Origin of the sequence: Sphingopyxis sp. H073 (genome assembly GCF_001468395.1) — a bacterium.
Classification (GTDB): Bacteria; Pseudomonadota; Alphaproteobacteria; order Sphingomonadales; family Sphingomonadaceae; genus Sphingopyxis.
Genome location: NZ_LNSG01000002.1, coordinates 122,973 through 145,145, shown reverse-complemented (window position 1 = coordinate 145,145; position 22,173 = coordinate 122,973). Strand labels below are relative to the sequence as shown.

The window sequence follows — 22,173 nt, the reverse complement described above, 5'->3', positions numbered from 1 at the left end:
CTGCCATAGCGAAATAAAGGGGATTGTGTATGCGGATGATCGACGACGCTCTCAGGCTTTCCGCCTCGGACCTCATGCGGTTCAAGGGGTGCAGGCACGCGACGACGCTCGATCTGCGGCTGATCGAGGCCGGCGACATCGCGCCGTGCGAGGATGGCGAAGAAGCCGAACTTCTTCAGAAGCAGGGCGACGCCCACGAACTTGCCTTTCTCGACGCGCTCAAAGCGCAGGGCGAAAATGTCGTCGAAATTCCCAAGGACGGGATCACGCTGGAAGAGTCGGTCCGGCTCACACGCGAGGCGATGGCGGCCGGCCCGGACATCATTTTTCAGGGTGCGCTGCTCGGCGGCGCATGGGGCGGCTACTCCGACTTTCTCGAACGGGTGGAACGCCCTTCCGATCTCGGAAGCTGGTCCTATGAGGTTGTCGATACCAAGCTGAAGCGCAAACCCGACCCCAAACATATTCTCCAGCTCTCGCTCTACTCCGATCTGATCGCCGATCTTCAGGGCATCCGGCCGGAATCCGCGCATCTCCAGCTCGGCGATGGCTCGCGTTTCACCGTGCGGCTGGCCGATGTGGCATCCTACGCACGCCATGCACGAGCGGTGTTCGAAACCTTCCTGACCGATCGGCCGGAAACGCAGCCCGAGCCTGTTTCGAGTTGCGGCCTCTGTCGCTGGAAGGAACATTGCCGCGACGAGTGGGACAAGGCCGACAGCCTTGCCCTGGTCGCCGGCATGACAAGGTCGCAACGTGGCAAAGTCGAGGCCGCAGGCATCGAAACGATCGGCGGTCTCGCGGCCCATGACCAGCGCATTCCGAAGCTCGCTCCCGAGACGCAGCAGCGGCTTCAGACGCAGGCGCGGCTCCAGGCCGGGCGCCGCGCCGGCGGCCCGCCGGAATTTGCGCTTCGCGACTATGAGCCCGGCAAGGGCTTCGGGCTGCTGCCCGAAGCCGACGATGGCGACCTCTTCTACGATATCGAGGGTGATCCCTATTATGAGGGCGGCCTCGAATATCTCCACGGCATCTGGTTTCGCGATGCGGGCGAATGGAGCTTCCGCGCCTTTTGGGCGCATGACCGCGCCGCCGAAGGCAAGGCGGTGGCTGAGCTGCTGCAATTCTTCACGGGGCATCTCCAGCGCCACCCGAAGGCGCATATCTATCACTACGCAAATTATGAGATTGCGGCGCTTCGCCGCCTGACCGCGGAACATCGCGTCGGCGAGGCCGTCATGGACCAACTCCAACGTGAACGGCGGTTCGTCGATCTATTCCGCGTCGTATCGGGCTCGTTGATCGCTTCCGAGAAAGGCTATTCGATCAAAGATCTCGAAGCTTTCTATATGGAAAAGCGCGAGGCAGATGTCGCAACCGCGGGCGCGAGCGTGGTCTTCTACGAACGATGGCGGGAGACGCAAGACAGCGAACTGCTCGACAAGATCTACGACTATAACCGCACCGACTGCATCTCGACGCAGCTGCTGCGCGACTGGCTGATCCGCGACGTTCGCCCTGAAGGCCTGCCTTGGCCGAAACTCGGCGAGGTGCCCGACGCGGGCCCGCTCGCGAACGTTGAGGCCGAAGAGGAAGAGATGGCGGCGCTGCGCGAGCGGCTCCTTCCGGTTCGCGCACGGCTCGGCGAGGACATCGCCGATCTGCTGCTCGACCTCAATTTCTTCCACAAGCGCGAAGACAAGCCCGCGTGGTGGGCGATTTTCGATCGGCTCGCGCAGGAGAGCGAGGAACTCGTCGATGACCTCGAATGCGTTCAAGGCCTAGAAGCCGTCGGCGATCCCGTCAAAGTAACGGCAAGGTCGTTCGAGCGGACCTATCGCTTCCCGCCGCAGGAGACCAAATTGAGGGCGGGCCGCAAGCCTTGCGTCAAACCCGCCGCGATGCCCGAGGATGTCGATCTGCGCGAGATCGACCATGACACGAACCTGCTCGTGCTGCGCCGCTCGACGGCGAAAGGCGAGCTGCCTGATCGCCTGGATCTCATTCCTGCAAAGCCGATCAGCAACGCGACACTTCGCGCCGCGGTTGCAGCGGTGACCGATGCCATCATCGACAATCCCGGCACGGCCAAGGCGATAGAACAATTGCTCATGCGTGCAGCGCCGACGTTCCGCGACGGCGCGCGGCCCGAGGGCATCATTGACCCCGAAGGCGATCTGCCGGTGCAGACCAGCGCCGCAATTGCCGCCATGGATCAAACCACGCTTGCCATCCAGGGACCGCCGGGTACCGGCAAGACCTATGTCAGCGCGCTATCGATCATCGACCTGGTCCGTGCGGGCAAGCGCGTCGCGGTTTCGTCGAACAGTCACAAGGCCATCACCAATCTCCTTGAAGCGGTCGCGGACCGGAGCGCGACCGATGGTGTTCGATGCAGCGTGGTCCAGAAAGTCGCCGACGATGACGATGAGAATGCTCATCCCGGCATCGTCCTCGTCAGCGAGAATGACGCGCCCGAAATCGGGACTGCCGATGTCGTCGGCGCAACAGCCTGGCATTTCGCCCGATATGACGCGCCGGCCTATGACTATCTCTTCGTTGACGAAGCGGGACAGGTCTCGCTTGCCAACATCATCGCCATGTCGCGCGCCGCGCGAAATCTCGTCCTCGTCGGCGATCCGATGCAGCTGCCGCAGCCGCTTCAAGGTACGCACCCCGGACGGAGCGGCGATTCCTGCCTCGAATATCTGATTGACGGACACCGGGTCATCCCCGCCGATCGCGGCATCTTCATGCCGGTTAGCCGCCGAATGCATCCCGCGGTCTGCGACTATATCTCGGCCGCCGTCTACGAGGGCAAGCTGCACTCAGACGACGCTGCCGCTAGTCAGACTCTGCTTGCGCCCGATGGCCGATCGCTCGTCGGCGCGGGCGTCCGCGCGATCGAGCATTTCGGGCGCTCACAGGTCAGCCCCGAAGAGATCGACGCCATCAACGCGCAGATCGCGGCTGTGACCGGCGCAACCTATCGCGCACGCGACGGCAGCGAGCGTGTCATCGGTCACACGGATATTCTGGTCGTCGCACCCTATAATGCCCAGGTAAATGCGCTGCGCGCCGCGCTACCATCGGCGGTCCGGGTCGGCACGGTTGATCGCTTCCAAGGGCAGGAAGCGCCCGTGTGCCTCGTCTCCATGACGACATCGAGCGGCGAAGAACTGCCGCGCGACATCGACTTCCTCTTCTCGCTGAACAGGATCAATGTCGCCGTCTCCCGCGCGCAGACGTCGGCGGTCGTCTTCGCAAGTCCCCTCCTCCTCGAAACACCCTGCCGAACCGTCGAGGAAATGATGCTCGTAAATGCACTTTGTTTGCTTCGTGAGCATGGGGGTGACAGCTTCTGACATGCTGAGGTGAGAATCTGCTTTCATCGAACGAAAGGAGATTCGCTCATGGCCTACTGGGATATCGGACTTCGCCACATCGTCGACGTTGACGGGCAGTTGCTGGCAATCGACGCTGAGGTGATCGACACGGCTTCGCTTCTCGCGAAGGCCAATCTTCCGACCGGCCGTCAGCTCTGGCTTGTCCGGGCCGGCGAATATTTCGCGCTCGGTGCGAAACAGCTTCTCCGCCTCTCGCAGGACGAAGTGCTCTTCTTCGAGACCGCCGAGCGCGTGCGGGCGCCGATATTTCACAAGCGGGCCGCCTGAGGCCCAACGAACCCTAATCAGAATTGGAAAGGAAAAGCTCATGGCAGACGTGCAAGTGACGTGCGTCAACAAGCAGCCGCGCAACGATCCCTATGAAGGGATCACCCACCTCGGCGGAGCGACCTGGCACTGGACGCGCCAGCAGGTCATCGATTCGATCGAGGCGAAGACCAACACCTTCTACACCCTCGTCGGCAACAATCGCGGCAACATCGGCGTCGTGAATGGGCCGAATGGCAAGTATGTTCGCACCTACGCCGATGGCAAGTGGAACGACAACCTCCTCGCGCTTCCGGAATGCCCGCGCGGCTAAAGAGGGGAGCATAGACTAATGGACTGGCTTTGGACTTGGGGCGGGACGAGCTTCGGCTACCGCGATGGCGACGATCTCTGGACGCACGACGGTCATCACGTCGCGCGTTTCTACGGCGACGAAATTTACGGTCCGGACGGCAGCTACCTGGGCGAACTGATGAACGGTGATAGGCTCATAACCCATCGGAGCAAGCGCAGCTGGCGGGCAGCACGGTTCAGGCCCTACGGTCGGCGCGTCGGCTATGTCCGCTACGTAAACTATGTTGGATACGTGATGTATGCCGGCTTCGAGGATTTCCCGCCCCCCGAAGCGCTGCACTGAATCGACCGTTGAGCAAGCGTGCATAGCGCAATCACTTCCCTAGATCAGTCCGCCGTCCGGAATCCGAGGGCATTTGTCTTAGACAGCCGCTGTTAGTCGAATTGGTCAAAACCTTTCGTGGAACCTCTCGAAATTGGCTGCTAGTCCATCCTAATGCAATTGTTCGCCGGATCGTTCCTAACGACTGATTATCTTGAAGAAGCCATCCGGCAATCGACCGAATACCGGGCGGTTGATGTTGATGCGCTTCGATCTGCCCTGATCGCTATCGCGGACCGGTTCCCGCGAGAATCATCGCCGAATGAAAGCCAGACGGAAGATGATTTCATCTGGCCAATTCTTGCCGAATTGGGTTGGTCGGAGAGCCTGAGGCAACAGAATCTCTCCGCTGGTGGCAGACTCGACGTTCCCGATGGCCTGTTGTTCATTGACGATGACGCCAAGGATCGCGCCAATGCCCAGCCGGAGGAATGGCGTCGCTACGAACATGGCGCTGCCGTTGTCGAGAGCAAGCGCTGGGCAAGGCCGCTGGATCGTGCGGTGGGACGCGAAGATGCGGTCGCGCCCTCCACCCAGATGCTGCGCTATCTGCGCCGCATCGGTGATAACAGCGAGCATGGTTTGCGTTGGGGCATCCTCACGAATGGCTCACGCTGGCGGCTCTACTGGGCGGGCGCGCGGTCAGTCAGTGAAGAGTTTCTAGAGGTCGATCTCGCTGGCGCACTTGCGCTCGATGTCCAAGACCAAAGCGTCAACGATGATGATGCGTGCAACCATGCCCTGCGCGTCTTCGCGGCAGTGTTCTCGCGCACCGCGTTCGCCAAGACCGGTGCCGATGGCCGCTCCTTCCACGAACGCGCGCGGGCTGAAGCTGCGTTCTATGAAGAGCGCGTTGCCAAGTCGCTGTCCAAGCTCGTTTTCGACGAAATCTTCCCGGCACTAACCACGGCGATTGCGGGGGCATCACCCCAGACGCCGCTGGAGGAAGTGCGCGACGCTTCCCTTGTCCTGCTCTATCGGTTGCTGTTCCTGCTGTATGCCGAAGATCGCGATCTGCTGCCGGTCAACTCCGATGGCTATGACGACTATGCGCTCCGGCCAAAGCGGCTCGAAGTCGGTGATCGCATGGGGCGCGGCGATGCGTTCTCCGTAACCGCATCGCAGATTTGGGGCCGGATTGCCGATCTGTCCCGCATCGTTGACCGGGGTGATGCTTCGATCGGCATTCCGCCCTACAATGGCGGCCTGTTCGCGCCAGCCAAGACCCCGCTGCTTGACCAGATCCGATTGCCGGACAGCGTTCTAGCTCCGGTCATCGACAAGCTGTCGTTCGAGCGGCAGAGCAGTGATCGGCGCTACATCAATTACCGCGACCTTACCGTCCAGCAACTCGGATCGATTTACGAGCGGCTGCTGGAGCATGAGGTCGTTCGCGAGGACGGTGTTATCGCTGTCCGCCCCAATGCCTTCGCGCGCAAGAACAGCGGCAGCTACTATACGCCCGACGAACTGGTCACTCTGATCCTGGAGAAGACGCTTGAGCCGCTGTTCGCCGATGCGAATGCCGGTTTCGTGGCGGCGATAGGCCGGATCAGGAAGGGCGATGCGGAAGATTATGTCCGGGCCGAACTGGGCGATGCCGATCCGGCACAAGCCATCCTGCGGCTGCGTGTCTGCGACCCTGCCATGGGGTCCGGGCACTTTCTGGTCAGTCTGGTCGATCTCATGGCCGACAAGGTTCTGGAAGCCATGGCCGAAGCCTCTGCTGCGGCGGAACAGGCTGGCATTGATTACGCCAGTCCGCTGGCCGACAGGATCGGCGAAATCCGCCGCACCATCCTGAAGAACGCCCGTGAAGAGGGCTGGGCGATAGACGAATCCCAGCTCGATGATCGCCACATCGTGCGCCGCATGGTGCTGAAACGCTGCGTCTATGGCGTGGACAAGAACCCGATGGCCGTGGAACTGGCCAAGGTCGCACTGTGGCTGCACACCTTTACCGTCGGCGCGCCGCTATCCTTCATCGATCATCACCTGCGCTGTGGTGACAGCCTGTTCGGCCTGTGGGTGCGCGATGCCATCGACAAGGCGGCAAAGCTGGGTGGCGAACTGCTCTGGAACGAGGCGCTGCGCAATGCCCAGCGCAGTGCCGAGGCGATGAAGACCATCGAGGCACTGACCGACGCCGAAATTGCCGAGGCTCACCGCTCCGCTGCCATGTGGCAGGATGTCGAGCTGATGACGGGCGAGCTGGATGGCTTTGTCAGCTTCATGCACGCGCTGGACTGGCTCAATCTCGACAAGGACGGGAAGGCGCTGGTGCGGCTGTGGCTCGATGGCCGGTTCGGGGATGCCATCCCCATTTCGCGCGGGCGCAAGGAGCCGGAAGGCGGCAAGGCTCGTCCGGCAGAGGTCGAAGCCTTTACCGAAATATGGCGCAACGCCCGCCAACTGATCGAGGAAGAGCGGTTTCTCAACTGGCAGATCGCCTTTCCGGGCGTGTGGCAGGACTGGGCCAGCGGCGAACGCAAGGGTGGATTTGACGCCATCGTCGGCAATCCCCCCTGGGACCGCTTCGAGTTCGAAGAGATACCTTGGTTTGCTGCGCGTGATCCGCAGATTGCTCTCGAACCACTTAAGTCGAAGCGCCAAGAGATGATTGCTGCATTGAAGGAGCTGCGACCCGATCTGCTGCGCCAGTTTAACGAAGCCCAAGAGCGCAGGACGCAGGCGTCAAAGATCGTTAGATCAGGCGGCGCATACTGCGAGCTGAATTCGGGCAAGCTTAACATCTACAAAATTTTTGTTGAACGTTCGCGTCAGCTCATTCGAGAAAATGGCATGATTGGGTTGCTAACCCCCATCGGCATTGGGACCGATCACAACGTTTCAAGCTTCATTCAAAGCGTTACGGCAGGCGATCACCTCAAGGCATTCATCGCTTTCGAAAATCGCAGGCATTGGCTTTTTGAAGATGTTCATGCTGAAGATCAGCCCACTGTATTCATCCTTGGAGGAAAATCGAGGAGATTCAGGAAATTTGACTACGCAGTGAAGCTGCATCAATTGCCCACGGACGAGGACGCGCCGCAGCCGGTTGAGTTGTCGAAGGAAACCCTCAACCGGCTTAATCCAAACACGGGCACTATGCCGATACTTCGGACAACCGATGGCCTACGGTTGCTTACGAAGGCCTATGATGACTTCCCGATCCTTATCGAGGGGCAAGGTCGGAACGAACGACCGCTCTATCCAATCAAATATCGTCAGATGGTGAATATGACGAGCAGGAGCGAGGGCTTTCGAACAGCCAAGATACTCACCGAACAGGAAGGAGCTTGGCCTGTTGGCGAAGGATGTTTTCAATCCGCGAAAGGCCTTTGGTTCCGTCTCTATGAGGGCAAGATGGTTAGCATTTACAACCATCGGTATGCTGGAGTTCGGAACCCAACAGAACGGATCAGTGGCCAAGGTGTTGCTGTTCACAGCGAACTAACAGACTTGGAAAATCCCGACTTTCTTCCAGTCCCAAGGTACTGGATCCTTGAAAGTGATGCTGACCCTGATTTTCCATATGCAATTGGGTTCAACGACATCTGCAACACGAATAATTCCCGCAGTGTTATCAGTGCCGTGGTCCCGCGCGGGGCATACGGAAATAAGTTGCCCATTCTGACTTGGGATAAGCCCGACGCGCATCAACTGACCCAATTGCAGGCAAATCTCGCATCATCGTTCACGGATTTCGTGGCTCGGCAGAAAATTCAAAGCCGAAGCTTAAACAAATACATCCTTGCTCAATTGCCGATAATTCCACCAGAAGCATATTCTCGGAAATTCGGTGCAAAGACCGCAGCGGACATCGTCCGCGAAGCCGTACTCGAATTGACCTACACCGCGCATGACATGGCTCCCTTCGCTCGCGATCTGGGGCATGTTGATGCGAAGGGCGAAGTCCTTCCACCGTTCAAATGGGACGAAGAACGCCGCTTTATGCTGCGGGCGAAGCTCGATGCGCTCTATTTCATTCTCTACGGTGTGTGGGACGGGGCAAACCCGGCGAAGTCGCGCGAAGACATTCACTACATCTATTCCACCTTCCCGATAGTCGAACGCGACGAACGCGCCCGCTATTCCGGGCGCTACCGCAGCCCCGAACTGGCGCTGCTGTGGATCAACGCGCTGATGGCCGGGCAACCCGATGCGGATATCCGGGATTGAGTTGCAGGGGCTTCCGATGGCAATTTTCACTACCAGCAATGTTCCGATTTCGTCGCTGATCGAAGACATCGACATGGGCAAGATCGGTTTGCCGGAATTGCAGCGGCCTTTTGTCTGGCCAAACGTCAACGTGCGCGATCTTTTCGACTCCCTGTATCGCGGCTATCCCGCCGGCTTTCTACTTTTCTGGAAGACCGGCGCAGATGGAGGTCTGAAGAGCATTGGCACTGGCCCGAAACAGTCGGTGCCGGAACTGGCGATTGTCGATGGCCAGCAGCGCCTGACCTCGCTCTATGCCGTGGTGAAGGGAATGGAAGTCCTCCGCTCCAACTTCAAGAAGGAGCGTATCCAGATCGCGTTCAACCCGCTGTCTGGCAGGTTCGACGTGGCCGATGCGGCCATCAAGAAGGACCGTGCCTTCATCCCGGATATCTCCGTGCTGTGGAGGCCGGACTTCAAGGCTGGCGCGTTCCGCAAGGCGTTTCTCTCTCAACTCAAGGAAATCCGGGAGATTTCCGATGAGGAGGAAACGGCCATTGAAGATGCCATCGACCATCTTCGCAATCTGCCGAACTACAATTTCGTCGCACTGACACTGGCATCGTCGGTCGATGAGGAAACCATCGCCGAAGTCTTCGTGCGCATCAACGGCAAGGGCAAGGCGCTCAACCAGGCCGACTTCATCATGACGCTGATGTCGGTGTTCTGGGAAGATGGCCGTGTCGAGCTGGAGAACTTCTCGCTCCACGCCACCGTGCCGAGCGAAGGGCAGGCGTCGCCATACAACCATTTCATCAAGCCTTCGCCGGACCAGATGCTGCGCGCCACCGTAGGGCTGGCGCTGAAGCGGGCGAGGCTTGCCAATGTCTACAGCGCGTTACGTGGCAAGGACGCGGCGACCGGCGTAGACAATCCCGACAAGCGCGAGGGGCAGTTCACCCTGATGCGCGAAGCGCAGATGGCGGTTCTAAACCTCGCCAACTGGCACCATTTTCTCGATGCGCTCAAGCTGGCGGGATACCGTGGCCAGAAGATGGTCAGCTCGGAAGCGGCCATCATCTTCAGCTATGTGCTCTACCTCATCGGCATCCGGGACTACGGCATCGACCGCACCCGGATGCGGCAGGCTATCGCCGAATTCTATTTCATGGCATCGATGACGGGGCGATACACAAGTTCTCCCGAAACCCGGTTCGAAGCCGATCTTGGTCAGGTCCGCGATCTGGCAAGTGGTGAAGTGTTCGTCGCGAAACTCCGCGAGATTTGCGATACGGCGCTGACCAATGATTACTGGGAAATCACGCTGCCCAGCCAGCTCGCTACATCGGCGGCGCGCAGCCCGACGCTTTTCGCCTATCAGGCTTCGCTCATCATGCTCGATGCGCCTGCGCTTTTCAGCCCGCTCAAACTTGCGGCCATGGTTGATCCGGCGATCAAGGGATCGAAAGCATCGCTGGAACAACACCATCTGTTCCCGCGTGCCTATCTCGAAGCTCAGGGCGTCACCGACCTGAAGCTGATCAATCAGATTGCCAATTTCGCGCCGGTTGAATGGCCGGACAACATCAAGATCGGGAAGCAGCCCCCTGCGGAGTATGTCCCGGCGCTTGATTCCCAGATCACGGCTGCGGAACGGGAGCGCGTGTACGGTCTGCACGCCCTGCCGCACCTCTGGTGGGAACTGCCCTACGATCAATTTCTAGTTGAGCGCCGCCTCCGCATGGCGCAGGTCGTCCGGCGCGCATGGGAGCGGCTCCGCGGTGACGCAGTCATCGAGGCCGTGTCACCGCCCTCGGTTGCAGAGTTGATTTCGGGCGGCGAAACTGGAGCCGTTGAGTTCAAATCCACGCTCCGCATCAATCTGCACACGAGTCAGCCCGATGAAAAAATGCACTTGTCTGCGCTCAAGACAATTGCGGGCTTTCTGAATGCCAAGGGCGGCACGCTGCTCATCGGGGTCGCTGATGATGGCGAAGTGCTCGGGATCGATTCCGATGGCTTCCCTAACGAGGACAAGATGGGACTGCACCTCGTCAATCTCATTAAGGATCGGATTGGAGAGGTGTTCCTTCCTTATGTCCATCCTCATTTTGACGATCAGCAGGGTAAACGGGTTCTCATCGTCCGTTGTGAGCCCGGGCCGAAGGCAGCGTTCCTTAAGGACGGCAAGGAGCAGCGGCTCTTCGTTCGTGGCGGCAATGCCACCACGGAGCTGAGCGGCGCTACAATTACCGACTACATCAATCACCGGTTCAAGGTTTGATATGGCTGTGTAGCCATAAACCATCAATCCGATGATAGTGAGGCGCACGGCTCGCCGTCCCGCACATGCATCGCTGCCCAGTTCACCACCTTTGAAACGCCACCGCCTTTCGAAATCGCGCGAGGGCGCGCATCATATGATATTCAACTCCCTGTTCACGGATGCCAATTTCTTCCGCAATTTCCCGATAGGTTTGGTGCTTCAGCCGGTGCATCAGGAATATGCGTCGGGTACGACGCGGCATTGCAAGAATTGCGCGCCGCAAGCCACGACGCAAATCCGAAGCCTCCATCGCCCATGCCTGGTCTGGGCAGACCGGTGCGTCACGTCCTTCATCCAGCGGAAATAATCCCGTTTCTTTGCGCTGTCGGCGGCGCGCCCGCTCGATCACGAGATTGCGGGCTGTGCGGAACAGATATGCGCGGGGGTTTTCGACCCGCTCAAATGCTCCGGTACGGAGCATCCCTGTGAATGCCTGCTGGGTGAGATCGGCGGCGTCCTCCCGTCCTACGCGGCGCTTAAAAAAGTGGAACAGCTGCCTATTCTGGCTCCGGTAAAATTCGTCGAACGACGCAAAGGTGCCCGGGGCCGTCATACTCCCGACCCCTGACCAGCGCGTTTGGGCAGCGGCGCATCCCGCGAAGCGCGATAGAGAGTGATGCCGGCCTCGAGCCGGTCGAGAATGAAAGTGTCGCGCTCGGCCTTTGCCGTGCGAATGTCGGACTTGGAATAGATCTCATCATGGACGGCACAGCGATTGCCCAGTTCGCGGTCGATTGTCGCCCGCGCCCGCCGCCAACAGCGTTCGTCGGTGAAGAGGGGATGATTAACGACGACCCAGAATTCGTAATCGGAAAATTCGATCGTTCGGCTGTCTTCGTACCAGGATCGCCGCGCATAGGGTCCGATTAGGATGATGCGCTTGATCCGTCCCGGCTCTGGGGCCGGCACCTGCGAGGGGTCGAACAGGCCGCGCAGGATGCGGACAATGCGCTCAATTTCTCCCTGTTTGCGGCGAATAAGATGGCCGACGCGCGCCATCACGACTTCGCGCGCGTAAACGTCGTTTGAATGTGGGGTAGTCATTTGTAGCTCGCACCGCGGCGGTCCGCGCATTCGTGCGCGGATGAGCAAGCGGTGTTCGCTGTGGCGCCGCTCGTGCGACTATCAGCAACCGTCCGACACGCGGCCGGACCTACATGATGCCTGGCAGGATTATCCCCGGAATGGCCGCCAGTCATTCCATTCCGTAAGGTGGATTATGCCAGAATCCGGGATTCCCGGCAAGTCGCCGGATGCCAGCGCCTACTTGCGCGCCGCCGCCTCTAACTCGGCGATCTTGTCGGAGCAGACCTGATGCACGACGCGGCCGAGTTCCTCGACACGCTCGCCAAGCCAGGACAGCTCTTCCTCGCTAATCTTGTAATGTTTGGAATACCGCGCCTTGGTGTAAGCTTCCTTCAACTTCTGAAACATCGCCCGTTCGCGATGACTGTCCTCCGGCCAGATGCCGTAAAGTCGGCGGTCCAAACCTTCGGCGAGCGAACGCAGGAACGCAATGTTGTGATTGTAGGGCGTGTAGAACGTCAGCGTGAGCAGAAGGCCCTGATAAAGTCGTTCTGTCGCCTGATGAAGGTCAAAGGCAGCGTATTTTAGCTGATTGTCACCGACGCTGGTCCGAGCGCGTTCGAGCGAATACTGCGCGGCCGGCATGTACTCCTCAAAATAGTCCTTGGCCGCGGCGAACGCTTGGCTCGGCGATTTCGGCTTTGGGGCAGCCAGTTCGCTATCATCCGCTTCGTAAAGCGCAGTTCCGTCTTTCGCGACTTCCATGAAGAAAACGCGGCCATGCGAAAGCCCGTCGTTCACCTCATGCAAGCTGTGGACGATGAAGTTGACCGGCGTGTGCAGCGTCTTTTCGATCGTGTAGGCGCGGATCAGCCGTTCCTCGGCCTTCGCCCAATAAGCAGCGCGGTCGGTGAGCTCCTTCTGACTGACGATTATGAGAATGTCGTAGTCAGATTTATACTGGTTCGCCGACAAGGGCGCGTCGACCCAATCGCCGCGGGCATGGCTGCCAAACAATATGATCTTGAGGATACGCGCGCCTTTGCGCGGCCCGGTCGCATTCTCCGTGGCGCCGCGAAACTCGTCGAAGATGGTCTCGACGACGCGTTCAAGCTCGCGCTGCTTGGCGGCAGGAAGATGATCGAGGTCGGTGCGCATGTCGCAAGAATCTTCGGGAACATTGCGGGATTTGGCAAGGGCTAAAGCCCGGCACCAAAACGGGAAGACAGAGTTTTCGCCAATCCGGATGCGCTCGCCTTCGCGGCAAGGGGCTGGGCGATTGCAGCATGCGCGATCGCGGTCTGGACCGTGCCGGCACGCTCGTTGATCGCGGAGACGAGCTTCGCGCGATCGTTGGTGAATATCGTCGCCGACTGCTTCGCACGCGAGATCCCGACATAGAAGCTTTTCTGGTCGACCAGATTGGTGGCCCGGCTGTCGGCATGAATGATCACATGATCGGCCGTCCGGCCTTGGGCGGCAAAGGCTGTATCAACATAGCCGTGCGCGATATGTCGGTCACGAGCCGTATCGAACCGCAACGTCTGGACCTGCCCACGCGCCCCCCGAATGGTGGCGGTCCTGGTATCGGCATTGACCGCCGTCACCTCCACACGCGCGCCATTTACCCGCCCGGCCTCGCGGTCGTTGCGCGTGAACCGGATGCTGTCTCCGGCTCTGAGTTCCAGCCGCTGCGCCTCGAACACTTGCACCTTGCCAGCGCCCCATTGGCGCAGCCGCCAATCCACATCGCGGCCGTCTTCTGATCGCAGAGCGACCGCAGCCTTGGCCGGATCGACGCTTTCGACACGGAAAGCCTCACCGCGCGTGACACCCTTGTCGGCGTAATCTTGCGAAAAGCGAATGACATCGCCCTTGTCATAGCTCAGCGGATCGCGAGCCTCGGCGCGAGTGAGGCCTTTGTTGACCAGGCTTTCCACTATGACGGCCGGTCCGCTGAGCGCGCCCGATCGACGGAGTGCCTGACGAATATCCGCAGTTAATGCGTCGCGGCCTTCGCGCGAAGGTTCGATGACGAGCGTGCGAGCGCGGCTGGCCTTGTCGAGCCCCGCATAGCGATCGGCAATCGCAGCGAAGCGGTCGGCGCGATCAGTACCCTCTATGATCGCGCCGCCACCGCGATCGAGTGCCGACAGCGCCTTCTTTGCGTCGCCCTCGATAGACGCCAAAACCGCGTCCTTGGTCGCGCTATTTGTCTGCCGGACGATCTCGGCGAGCTTGGCGGTTTCCATGCCCGCAGTCTGGAGCTGCGCGAAAGCCGCGCCGGCTTCGACCGATCCGAGCTGTTTCACGTCGCCGACCAGGACGACGCGGGCATTATGCTGCTCGGCGAGATCGAAGAGGCGCGCGGTGTCGCGCGCGGAGAGCAGCGAAGCCTCGTCGACAATCCACGCGGCAGGTTGGCCGGACGCGGAAGGTAAGGGCGACAGCATATGTCGCGCGACAGTGTCGCCGCGCGTCCCCAACGCCTCGCCGAGCACCATCGCCGCCGATGCGGTCGGCGCGAGCGCAACGACCGACACCCCGCGCGCTTCCGCCTCCCGGGCAAAGGTCGCGAGGACCGTCGTCGTCTTCGCGGTCCCTGCATAGCCCTGCACCGCGGTGATCCGGTTTCGGCTGGTCAGAAGTTGTTCGGTCGCCGCGCGCTGATCGGCATTCCACGCAAAACCGTCACGCTCGGCCTGACGTGATGCGACCGCGACCGCCTTTGCTGTCGCTAGCGGCGACGCGATTGGGGTAAACGCGCCGCGACCTTCCGCTTCGATCCGGAGCAAGCGCATTTCTGCTTCGATATTCTGATGCGTGGTGAGCCCGGCAAACTCCGCACCGCGTCGGTCCAGGAAGGTGCGGTCAACCAGCTCACCGCGTGCGCCTGCGGTCTCAATCGCCGCTGCGATCTGGGCATAGCTGACCTTCCCTAGTCCCACACGACCCGCTTCCTCGTGCAACGCGGCGACCGAAAAGACCGACTGCCGTTCGCCGAGCTTGTCGGCGGCATGCGCCACCGCGCGCTCGGCCGCACTCGCCTGCTCCGCTAACCCAGTCGCGCCGACCGCATTGGATTTCGCCTCGCGAACCAGCGCGAGCCGCGCTTCGGAATTGAATCCAGCGCGGTCGGCGGTCTTGCGCCAGTCGGCGACCAAGGATGCCTGATCGGCCGCAACCTTAGCCTGCCGCGTGTCGAGCGCCGCGACCTGCTTCTCCGCGGCGCTGGCGGCCTCACGCGACGTCCCCCGCTCGCCGAGCGCCGCTTCGATCTCGGCGCTGCGGGTGCTGAACGCCGCCATGACGTCAGCCGAGACACCCTTGATCTCGAACATCGACTCCTTGGCCGTCTCGATCTCATAACCGAGTTCGCGGACCTTCAAGGCCAGCTCCTGGCGGTAAATTGCGCCGATCTGCTTCTGAAGCTGATAGATCGCGCGCGGTTCGAGGCTGCGCCACGATCCGTCCTCGCCGTGCGTCGCGTTCATGATGACGTTGTGGGTATGAAGCTGCGGGTCTTGCGCCCGGCTGGTCCCGTGCTGGAAGCTCGCGATTATGAGGTTACCGGTCGCCTCCCGAGCGACGGCGTCGCCATGCCGGACGCGGGTCGCGGCCATATGGGTTTCGACATGGGCGAGCGCCGTCTTCACCGCCTCGCCGTGGGCGGCGATTAACCGTCGGTCGCCGGCAACCTCGGCCATGATCGACACCGACTTAGGCGCGCTCAAGGTCACGTCCCAGCCGGGACGGTGCTCAAGCTGCCTGTCGCGGAAGGTGCCGAGTTGTTGGTCGCCGATCTTGCCGTCGAGAAGTTCGCGAAATTGGTCGCGGTCGACGTCCCCGGCGAGGCCAAGCTCCTCCGCTCCTTTCCCGCTCCACTCCGACGGCGACAGTCCGCCATCGGCGTAATAGTCGTCGGCCTCATAGTAGCTGCTGGCCTGCGCCGAGCTGGTGAGGGCGGATACCGACGCGACCATTAGACAGGCCCGTTACCCGTAGGCGGTGTCGGAGGAGACGGTGGTGCTGGCGTCGAAGGCGCTGGCGGCGGAGCAAGTTTCGGCGGAGTGGGCGGCGGCGCCTCGACCGAACGCTGCCACAGACTATTCTTCGGGTCGCCTTCGACAAAGCCAGGCTGTCGCGGTTCGCCACGACGGGCGATATGATCTGCAGAGAGTTTGATGCGCGCAACGGGCAAGCCGTCGGGGAAAAGCAGATAGCCCTCATGCTTGGGCAGTCGGAATTCGCTCTCCAATACTGCGGGCCGCGTCTCGCGTTGCCGACCAAGCGTCGTGCGCGCCTTGTCGTCGCCGTGGGCCAAGGCGTCGGTCATGGTCGGAACCTCGACGTCGCATGTGCCGATTGTCTTACTGGACCACTGCCGTGTTTCGCTGTCGGTGAGCTGGAGGAACAGCTTGGTGTTGCAACAGCCCAGCATCGATTCGGCGAGCTGAGGCCCGTAGCGATGGTGCATCTGACCTACCGCCTGAAAAGTTAGAACAACCGCGGCCCCAAACTTCCGCCCTTCCGGGAGCAATCGCGTAAGATTGTCGACCCGGGGAAGGTCGGCCAGCTCATCGAGCACGAACCAGACCCGGCGGTTCGCCGACGGCGACAATCCGAGCACCGCGCTTGCCGCACACTCCAGCCAGCACGCGAGCAGCGGCTTCGAGGCTTCGAAATAGTCCTCCTTGCGCGGCACGAAGATCCAGGGCTTGCGGCCGTCATGCTTGTCGAGCCCGGAGATAAAGTCGCGGAACGCGAACGGGGCCTCATCGCCCTCCTGCATCCGGAGGAACTGAATCAGGTTCGAGGCCTTGGCGAGCATGAAGAGCACGCTCCCTGTGGCGCGGTCGGCGTCGTCGGCGAAGGTCCGCGCCGACGAGCTGTTGCCAAGCCACTGTTTGAGGTCATCCTTCGTTCGCACCTGAAGCGCATCGAGCAGATCGGGCAATGTGCCCTTGTCCTCGCGCCAAAGCGCCCGAATCATGTTGGCCACGAGGATGCGGCTCGTCTCGAGCCAGACGTCGCGATCATGCTGCCCGGTCTCGGTGATGAGCTGGTTCGCGATCCGGTCAGCATCGGCCGGATGCGCAATCTCGGCGAACGGCGACCAATAGGCGCAGCGGGCGTCGAACGGATTGAGGATGATATCACCGCGCTCGGGCCGATAGTAATGCGCGATGAACTCGCCGCTCGTGTCATAGACCAAAGCCGCTTCCCCGCGTGCCTCGATGCCATCGAGCATTTGCCTAAGCACGGTGGTCTTGCCGCTGCCGGTCGTCCCGATCATCGCCACGTGCCGGGTCTCCAGCCGGGTCGGGATCGGGACCGCGCCGATCGCTAGTGCGCGTTCGCCCGCCTCGCGGCGGGCCAGCTTGGCGATGCGCTCCTCGGTCGTGACGAGCGTGCCGGCGATGAAACGGTCTCGGAGCGTAAGCTCGCGGCGCCGTGCCATCGCTTGCCGGAAAAGGATCAGGCCCGACAACCATCCGCCAAAGCCGAGCCAGAAACCCCGCACGATCATCGACGTCGTCGCTGCCGCCGAGTCCTGAAAATAGGGATGCGCCGCGACGATGCGAGCCGACGCCTCATACCTCTCGCCACCATAGTCGACAATGATGCCGGGTTCCGCGGTCGTGCCGCTCGCGAACCAGGTCTTGGCCTTCGCGAGATAATAGGTGCCGGTCGCTTGCATCGTCCGTGGGGGCAGCATCATGTGAGGTACGATCAGGCCGCCGAGCGCGACTGACGCCATCATGATCACGGCTTGGCGCTTGAAGCGTTTTGCCTGGCTGAATCGATAATGCCGCCGCAGCGCGTCAGCGTGAATCCGGCGATCCTGATGCTGGCTCATGATGGCGCCTCCTGCGAGAGTCGGCGCTGGCGCTCATAAGCAGGGCTGACCTCAGCAGCGATGTCCTCTTCGGTCTTACCGGCGGCGAGTGCCGCACTCCGCGCATAGCAATAAGAGGCGCAGGCGGTGAACAGAACCCGGTCGAGCATTCGCTCGACGTGAGCGACACCGGTGCTGACCGATGCCAGTTCGGCGACCAGCTCGCGATCGTTCGCGCCTTGGGTCGGTGGGTTCGCTTGGGCGGCGACACCCGCTTTCACGCAGCGCTGGAGCATCTCGTAAGGGGTGACATTCTGCTGCTCTGCGAGCTTCTGCATGGCCTTGTCCACGGCAGTCGGCACGCGGACGGTGTATTGGACAGTCTTCATCACGCCGCCCCCGCAAGAGTGCGGGTAGCACTCTCGAAAATCCCCGGAAATTCGCGGGTCTGACGCAGACTACACTCCCTGTAGTCGAATCGTACTCGCGAAAAATGGCGGAAAAGCTGGATGCACCCGTGCGTGAGGTGTGTATCCAAATTACGGGTCCGATGCGTAGCATCGCGGCCCTGCAACCTGGCCTGGAAGACAGCCGTATCAGACATGATCCGGACCCTCCTCGCGAGGAGGAGCGACCATGCGATCCTGATCGAAGACGTCGCCCCTTGCGGCGATCATCGTCTTGGCCTTGCGATCGGCAGCCTCGCGATCAAACGCCACCGGCGTCATCGGACATTCGCGCAAACCATTATCGGCGACCCACGCTCGAATCGCCCGCTCGATCGCGGCCCGCATTTGAAAATGAAGATCGCTCGCCTGATAAGGATCGAGATGGGCTGTGACGCCGGAGCTGAGAACGAGACCACCCAGCGGGAAAACATGGTTGCCCGCCCACTGGTAAGGACCATCGATTCTGCATGAGCTGGTTTCGCCGTCATAGAGAGCGAGAGGCGGGCGCTCTGCCCGGTTCCACGCAGCTAGCGCCGACCGGTAGGTATCTCCGTCTTCACCGTCAGCGATCAGCTTCTCGATGAGCGGAGTGACATAGGGTGCGTTGTATCGGGCGACGGCGAAACGCAGGGTGACTTTGTGGTCAAAACGGAAGAAATTGGTGAGCCGGTCGACGGCTTTGCTCAGAATTGCCATGCGGCGTCCTTTCAATAAAATGGGATGCGTCGGTGGATTGGTGGGCAACGTGTCGCCCTCTGTGGGATCAGGCCTGAGTCTGAGTCAGCCGTCTGATCGACGCGGTGGTGATCAGCGTCCGCGTTCCGATCTTGAGGGCATCGACCTGTCCGGTCTTGATGAGCTTGTAGATCGTGCTGCGACCGACGCCGAGCGCCTTCGCCGTGCGGTTAATCGAGTATGCGAGTTCATCCATTGTCGCCTCCGTTGGAGTGCCGCGATGCGGCGGGCGACAGGATCATTTGCAGCTAATCGCCGGCAGTTCCAACGGCATGCGGGTGTACTGGGAATCCACCGTTCGTGGCTGTTCCCCGGTAATTCCCCAATCCGGAAACCACGCAAATGCGTGGTTCCCCGGTAATTCAGGGTTCGATTAAGACGAACGATTTTTCGCGATCGTCTCCAGAATTTGGTTTGCGTAAGGCGCCAGCTGCGTCTCGCTGGGCACCTTTAAGCGCCTGCTGCGATACCAATCTTCGAGAAGCTCGATGATTTCCCTCTGATTGCCGCGCTTCTTCGATATGTCGAGCGCCCGCACCTTAGGGTGATCAATCAGCGCGATGATTGCATTGGTATGATCGTACTGCTTCGGCGCCCCCTTGCGACTCGGTTTGGCCTTGGCGTCAGCGATCAGTTTGTCGACGTCCGCCTCAAGGAACAGTTCGCGGTCGAACCAGAGGCCCGCAGGGCCGAAGAGCGCGTTGCGGATCGTGCTGCTTTTGGCCACATGGGCGGCGCGAAGCTTTCCGAAGAAATAGCGATGGTCAACGTAGCGGCGCGCGCCATTTCGGTTGAGGTAAAAGGCGCGCGGCGACGTTTCGAGTTGAAGGATGGCGAACAGTCGTTCCAGATTGCGGACGGCAGAGTCTCCCGGGTCCGCATAGACAGGATTCTGCGGCGTAGATGCCTGCATCCCGCCGTATTGAAACACGCGCCAGGATGCGCCAACCGCGATCATCAATCCAGAACAGCCCAATCCAATCAGCCTGACTGCATCGGCGCCGGGCGCCTCATCGAAAGTGAGGGCGAGCCCAGGAAGAAGTGTAACGGTTGTCGCGAAAGCGGTGGCCGCAAATGAGGTGGACCAGAGCCAGTATCGTTTCTGGATGCCGCGCGAGGCACCCGCCGTGATGCGGTCAAGCTCGGCAAGGCCGCTCTGCTCATCGGTGTTGATGAAGCGGGCTGCAACCCTGCGGAGCGGCAAAACTTCCGTTCGTTCCTCCACCATCTTCTCCTAGCGAGGGATGGCTACATTGCTTCCATCACGTAGCTGACACAAATAATCACTCCACCATTGCGCCATCTCGAGGCGTTCAGCCCAATAGGCCGACTGATTATATATGCGCCGGATGCTTCCTGCGACCATGTGGGCAAGGGCACGTTCGATGGCATCGGGATTCCATCTTCCCGACTCGTTAAGCAATGTGGAGGCCGAGGTCCGGAACCCGTGGGCCGTCATCTGCTCTTTGGAGTAGCCCAGCCGACGAAGGGCTGCATTGATGGTATTGTCGCTGATCGGTCGAGTCCGTGTTCGTACCGACGGGAACACGTATCTGCCGTTGCCCGAGAGCCCACGCATATTTTCCAGAATCGCGAGTGCTTGGCGCGACAGTGGCACCGCATGCGGTTGGCGCATCTTCATCCTGGCAGCGGGTAACGTCCAAACTGCCTTCGCGAAGTCGATTTCAGCCCATTCCATCTGGCGCAGTTCGCCGGGCCTCTGAAAGACATGCGGGGCTAGCCTGAGCGCATGCATCACCGCCGGATCGCCGACATACCCTTCGATCGCACGGAGTAGGGCGCCAAACTCAATTGGGTCGGTGATTGCCGCGAAATGTTTGACGGTCGGCTGGATGAGCGCGCCAAGCAACATCTGTGCGGGATCGCGTTCGGCTCGCGCCGTAGCGGCGGCGTAGCGAAAAACGCGGCTCGCGAAAGCGCGGACCTGCTTGGCCGTCTCCAAGCGCCCCCGCCGTTCCTGCTTTTTGAGTTCGTGAAGCAATTCCGCGGGCGTGATGTCTGCCACCGGCCGCCGCCCGAACTCCGGGCCTAGCAGCCGCAAAAGCCAGCGATGCTTTTCGAGTGTTGCGGCTGCGACACCTTCCTTCTCGCGCTTTGCTATCAGCTCTTCAGCGACCGCCGAAAAACTGTTGCCCGCGCTGATGATCGCAGCGATTCGAGCCTGCCGCTTGGTGGTATTGGGATCGACGGCATGGGCGAGCTGTCTTTTCGCTTCATCCCTAGCCGCTCGCGCTGCGGCGAGCGTAATTGTAGGATAAGCGCCGAGCGCCAGTTTTCGCTCCACTCCATGGAGGCGATATTTGACGCGCCAAAGTTTGCTGCCGATCGGATTGACCAAAAGATAAAGGCCGCCCGAATCTGATACCTTATAAGGCTTATCTTTTGGCTTCGCTTTGCGGATCGCGGTGTCGGTGAGCGCCATTTGGGGGCCTCGCAATTCAGGGGCTTTGGAAAGGCCCCCGGATATGCCCCCGAATCGTTCAGCTACACGCGATCATGGGCAATCACCGGAAGCCAGTGAATGCTCAAAAACTAGCGGATTTTCAGGGTTTTTTCAACCATCAGCGACTGCGCGTGGGCGGCAAGATGGAGCGGGTGAAGGGAATCGAACCCTCGTCGTAAGCTTGGGAAGCTTCTGCTCTACCATTGAGCTACACCCGCGTTCCCGCGCGATTGGCACAGCGGGCGGCGGTGGTCAATGGGCCTGCCGCCTCAGCGGGCCGCCTCGCGAACCGTTTCCATCACGACGAAGGTCGAGGTGTTCGCGACATGCGGCAGGCTCGATATTTTCTCGCCGAGTACGGTGCGATAGCGGCGCATGTCCGACGTGCGGACCTTGAGAAGATAATCGAAACTGCTCGCGATCATGTGGCATTCCTCGATCTCGGGAATCCGCCGCACCGCCGCGTTGAATTCGCGCAGCGCCGCCTCGCGCGTGTCGGACAGGCGGACCTCGGCGAAGGCGACATGGTCGAGCCCGACCTTCGCCGGATCGACGATCGCCGCAAAGCCCGAAATCACGCCCTGCTCGACGAGCCGGCGTACACGCTGCTGGCACGGCGTCTTCGACAGGCCGACCTGCTGCGCGAGGTCGGTGAAGGTGATGCGGCCATCCTTGCGCAGAATCGCGAGGATCTTCCGGTCGAAATCATCCAATTCGACTGTCGTGTCGGCTTTCGTCATGATTATCGACTAAAACAAGCCACAAATTAGGTCAAAACATAAATCCTTGGCGCGATATTAGGTCGGATCGCCGCGGTGCGATG

At 60.8% G+C, this 22,173-nt stretch carries 17 protein-coding genes and 1 tRNA gene; 6 read left to right on the top strand and 12 right to left on the bottom strand.

What is annotated here, in order from left to right:
• Positions 1-29 precede the first annotated feature (29 nt).
• The 6 genes from ATE64_RS03575 (at position 30) to ATE64_RS03550 (ending at position 10,795) form a co-directional block, all read left to right on the top strand.
• Entirely contained in the window at positions 30-3,365 is a 3,336-nt protein-coding gene (locus ATE64_RS03575) for a TM0106 family RecB-like putative nuclease (protein ID WP_058455946.1), read from the top strand.
• Positions 3,366-3,413: 48 nt separating this feature from the next.
• Positions 3,414-3,674: a hypothetical protein gene (locus ATE64_RS03570; RefSeq protein ID WP_058455947.1), complete on the top strand. Its 261-nt coding sequence runs from the start codon at positions 3,414-3,416 to the stop codon at positions 3,672-3,674.
• A 40-nt stretch (positions 3,675-3,714) separates the two neighbouring features.
• The gene (locus ATE64_RS03565) at positions 3,715-3,987 is read left to right on the top strand and encodes a DUF3892 domain-containing protein (protein ID WP_058455948.1); all 273 of its coding nucleotides are present in this window, start codon (positions 3,715-3,717) and stop codon (positions 3,985-3,987) included.
• A gap of 18 nt (positions 3,988-4,005) precedes the next feature.
• Entirely contained in the window at positions 4,006-4,311 is a 306-nt protein-coding gene (locus ATE64_RS03560) for a hypothetical protein (RefSeq protein ID WP_058455949.1), read from the top strand.
• A gap of 153 nt (positions 4,312-4,464) precedes the next feature.
• A complete protein-coding gene (locus ATE64_RS03555) occupies positions 4,465-8,532 on the top strand; it encodes a hypothetical protein (RefSeq protein WP_197410130.1) in 4,068 nt (1,355 codons plus the stop codon).
• Between the two features lie 16 nt (positions 8,533-8,548).
• Positions 8,549-10,795 (top strand): DUF262 domain-containing protein, encoded by a 2,247-nt coding sequence (locus tag ATE64_RS03550; protein ID WP_058456037.1) that lies wholly within the window; start codon positions 8,549-8,551, stop codon positions 10,793-10,795.
• A gap of 82 nt (positions 10,796-10,877) precedes the next feature.
• Here ATE64_RS03550 and ATE64_RS03545 read toward each other — a convergent pair whose 3' ends face one another.
• The 12 genes from ATE64_RS03545 to ATE64_RS03490 form a co-directional block, all read right to left on the bottom strand.
• Complete coding sequence (locus ATE64_RS03545) at positions 10,878-11,390, bottom strand: sigma-70 family RNA polymerase sigma factor (RefSeq protein ID WP_058455951.1); 513 nt, start codon at positions 11,388-11,390, stop codon at positions 10,878-10,880.
• Positions 11,387-11,836, bottom strand: a complete 450-nt coding sequence (locus ATE64_RS03540; protein WP_058455952.1) for a hypothetical protein — start codon at positions 11,834-11,836, stop codon at positions 11,387-11,389. Before ATE64_RS03540 ends, ATE64_RS03545 begins: the two co-directional genes overlap by 4 nt.
• A 264-nt stretch (positions 11,837-12,100) precedes the next feature.
• Positions 12,101-13,021, bottom strand: coding sequence for a HEPN domain-containing protein (locus ATE64_RS03535; protein WP_058455953.1), 921 nt, complete (start codon positions 13,019-13,021; stop codon positions 12,101-12,103).
• A gap of 41 nt (positions 13,022-13,062) precedes the next feature.
• Positions 13,063-15,846, bottom strand: a complete 2,784-nt coding sequence (gene mobF / locus ATE64_RS03530; RefSeq protein WP_058455954.1) for a MobF family relaxase — start codon at positions 15,844-15,846, stop codon at positions 13,063-13,065.
• Positions 15,846-17,723 carry a type IV secretion system DNA-binding domain-containing protein gene (locus ATE64_RS03525; RefSeq protein WP_058455955.1) on the bottom strand — a complete coding sequence of 626 codons (1,878 nt, stop codon included), beginning with the start codon at positions 17,721-17,723 and terminating at the stop codon, positions 15,846-15,848. The genes mobF and ATE64_RS03525 overlap by 1 nt, the downstream gene beginning before the upstream one ends.
• On the bottom strand, positions 17,720-18,091 hold the full coding sequence (locus ATE64_RS03520; protein ID WP_058455956.1) for a hypothetical protein: 372 nt from the start codon (positions 18,089-18,091) through the stop codon (positions 17,720-17,722). The genes ATE64_RS03525 and ATE64_RS03520 overlap by 4 nt, the downstream gene beginning before the upstream one ends.
• A gap of 207 nt (positions 18,092-18,298) precedes the next feature.
• Positions 18,299-18,847, bottom strand: coding sequence for a hypothetical protein (locus tag ATE64_RS03515; RefSeq protein ID WP_058455957.1), 549 nt, complete (start codon positions 18,845-18,847; stop codon positions 18,299-18,301).
• A 67-nt stretch (positions 18,848-18,914) separates the two neighbouring features.
• Positions 18,915-19,082 carry a helix-turn-helix domain-containing protein gene (locus tag ATE64_RS03510; protein WP_058455958.1) on the bottom strand — a complete coding sequence of 56 codons (168 nt, stop codon included), beginning with the start codon at positions 19,080-19,082 and terminating at the stop codon, positions 18,915-18,917.
• 177 nt (positions 19,083-19,259) lie between these two features.
• Positions 19,260-20,114: a hypothetical protein gene (locus ATE64_RS03505; RefSeq protein WP_058800375.1), complete on the bottom strand. Its 855-nt coding sequence runs from the start codon at positions 20,112-20,114 to the stop codon at positions 19,260-19,262.
• 6 nt (positions 20,115-20,120) lie between these two features.
• The gene (locus ATE64_RS03500; protein WP_058455960.1) at positions 20,121-21,329 is read right to left on the bottom strand and encodes an integrase arm-type DNA-binding domain-containing protein; all 1,209 of its coding nucleotides are present in this window, start codon (positions 21,327-21,329) and stop codon (positions 20,121-20,123) included.
• 165 nt (positions 21,330-21,494) lie between these two features.
• Positions 21,495-21,568, bottom strand: a tRNA-Gly gene (locus ATE64_RS03495).
• Positions 21,569-21,619: 51 nt separating this feature from the next.
• Positions 21,620-22,090: an Lrp/AsnC ligand binding domain-containing protein gene (locus tag ATE64_RS03490; protein WP_058455961.1), complete on the bottom strand. Its 471-nt coding sequence runs from the start codon at positions 22,088-22,090 to the stop codon at positions 21,620-21,622.
• Positions 22,091-22,173 lie beyond the last annotated feature (83 nt).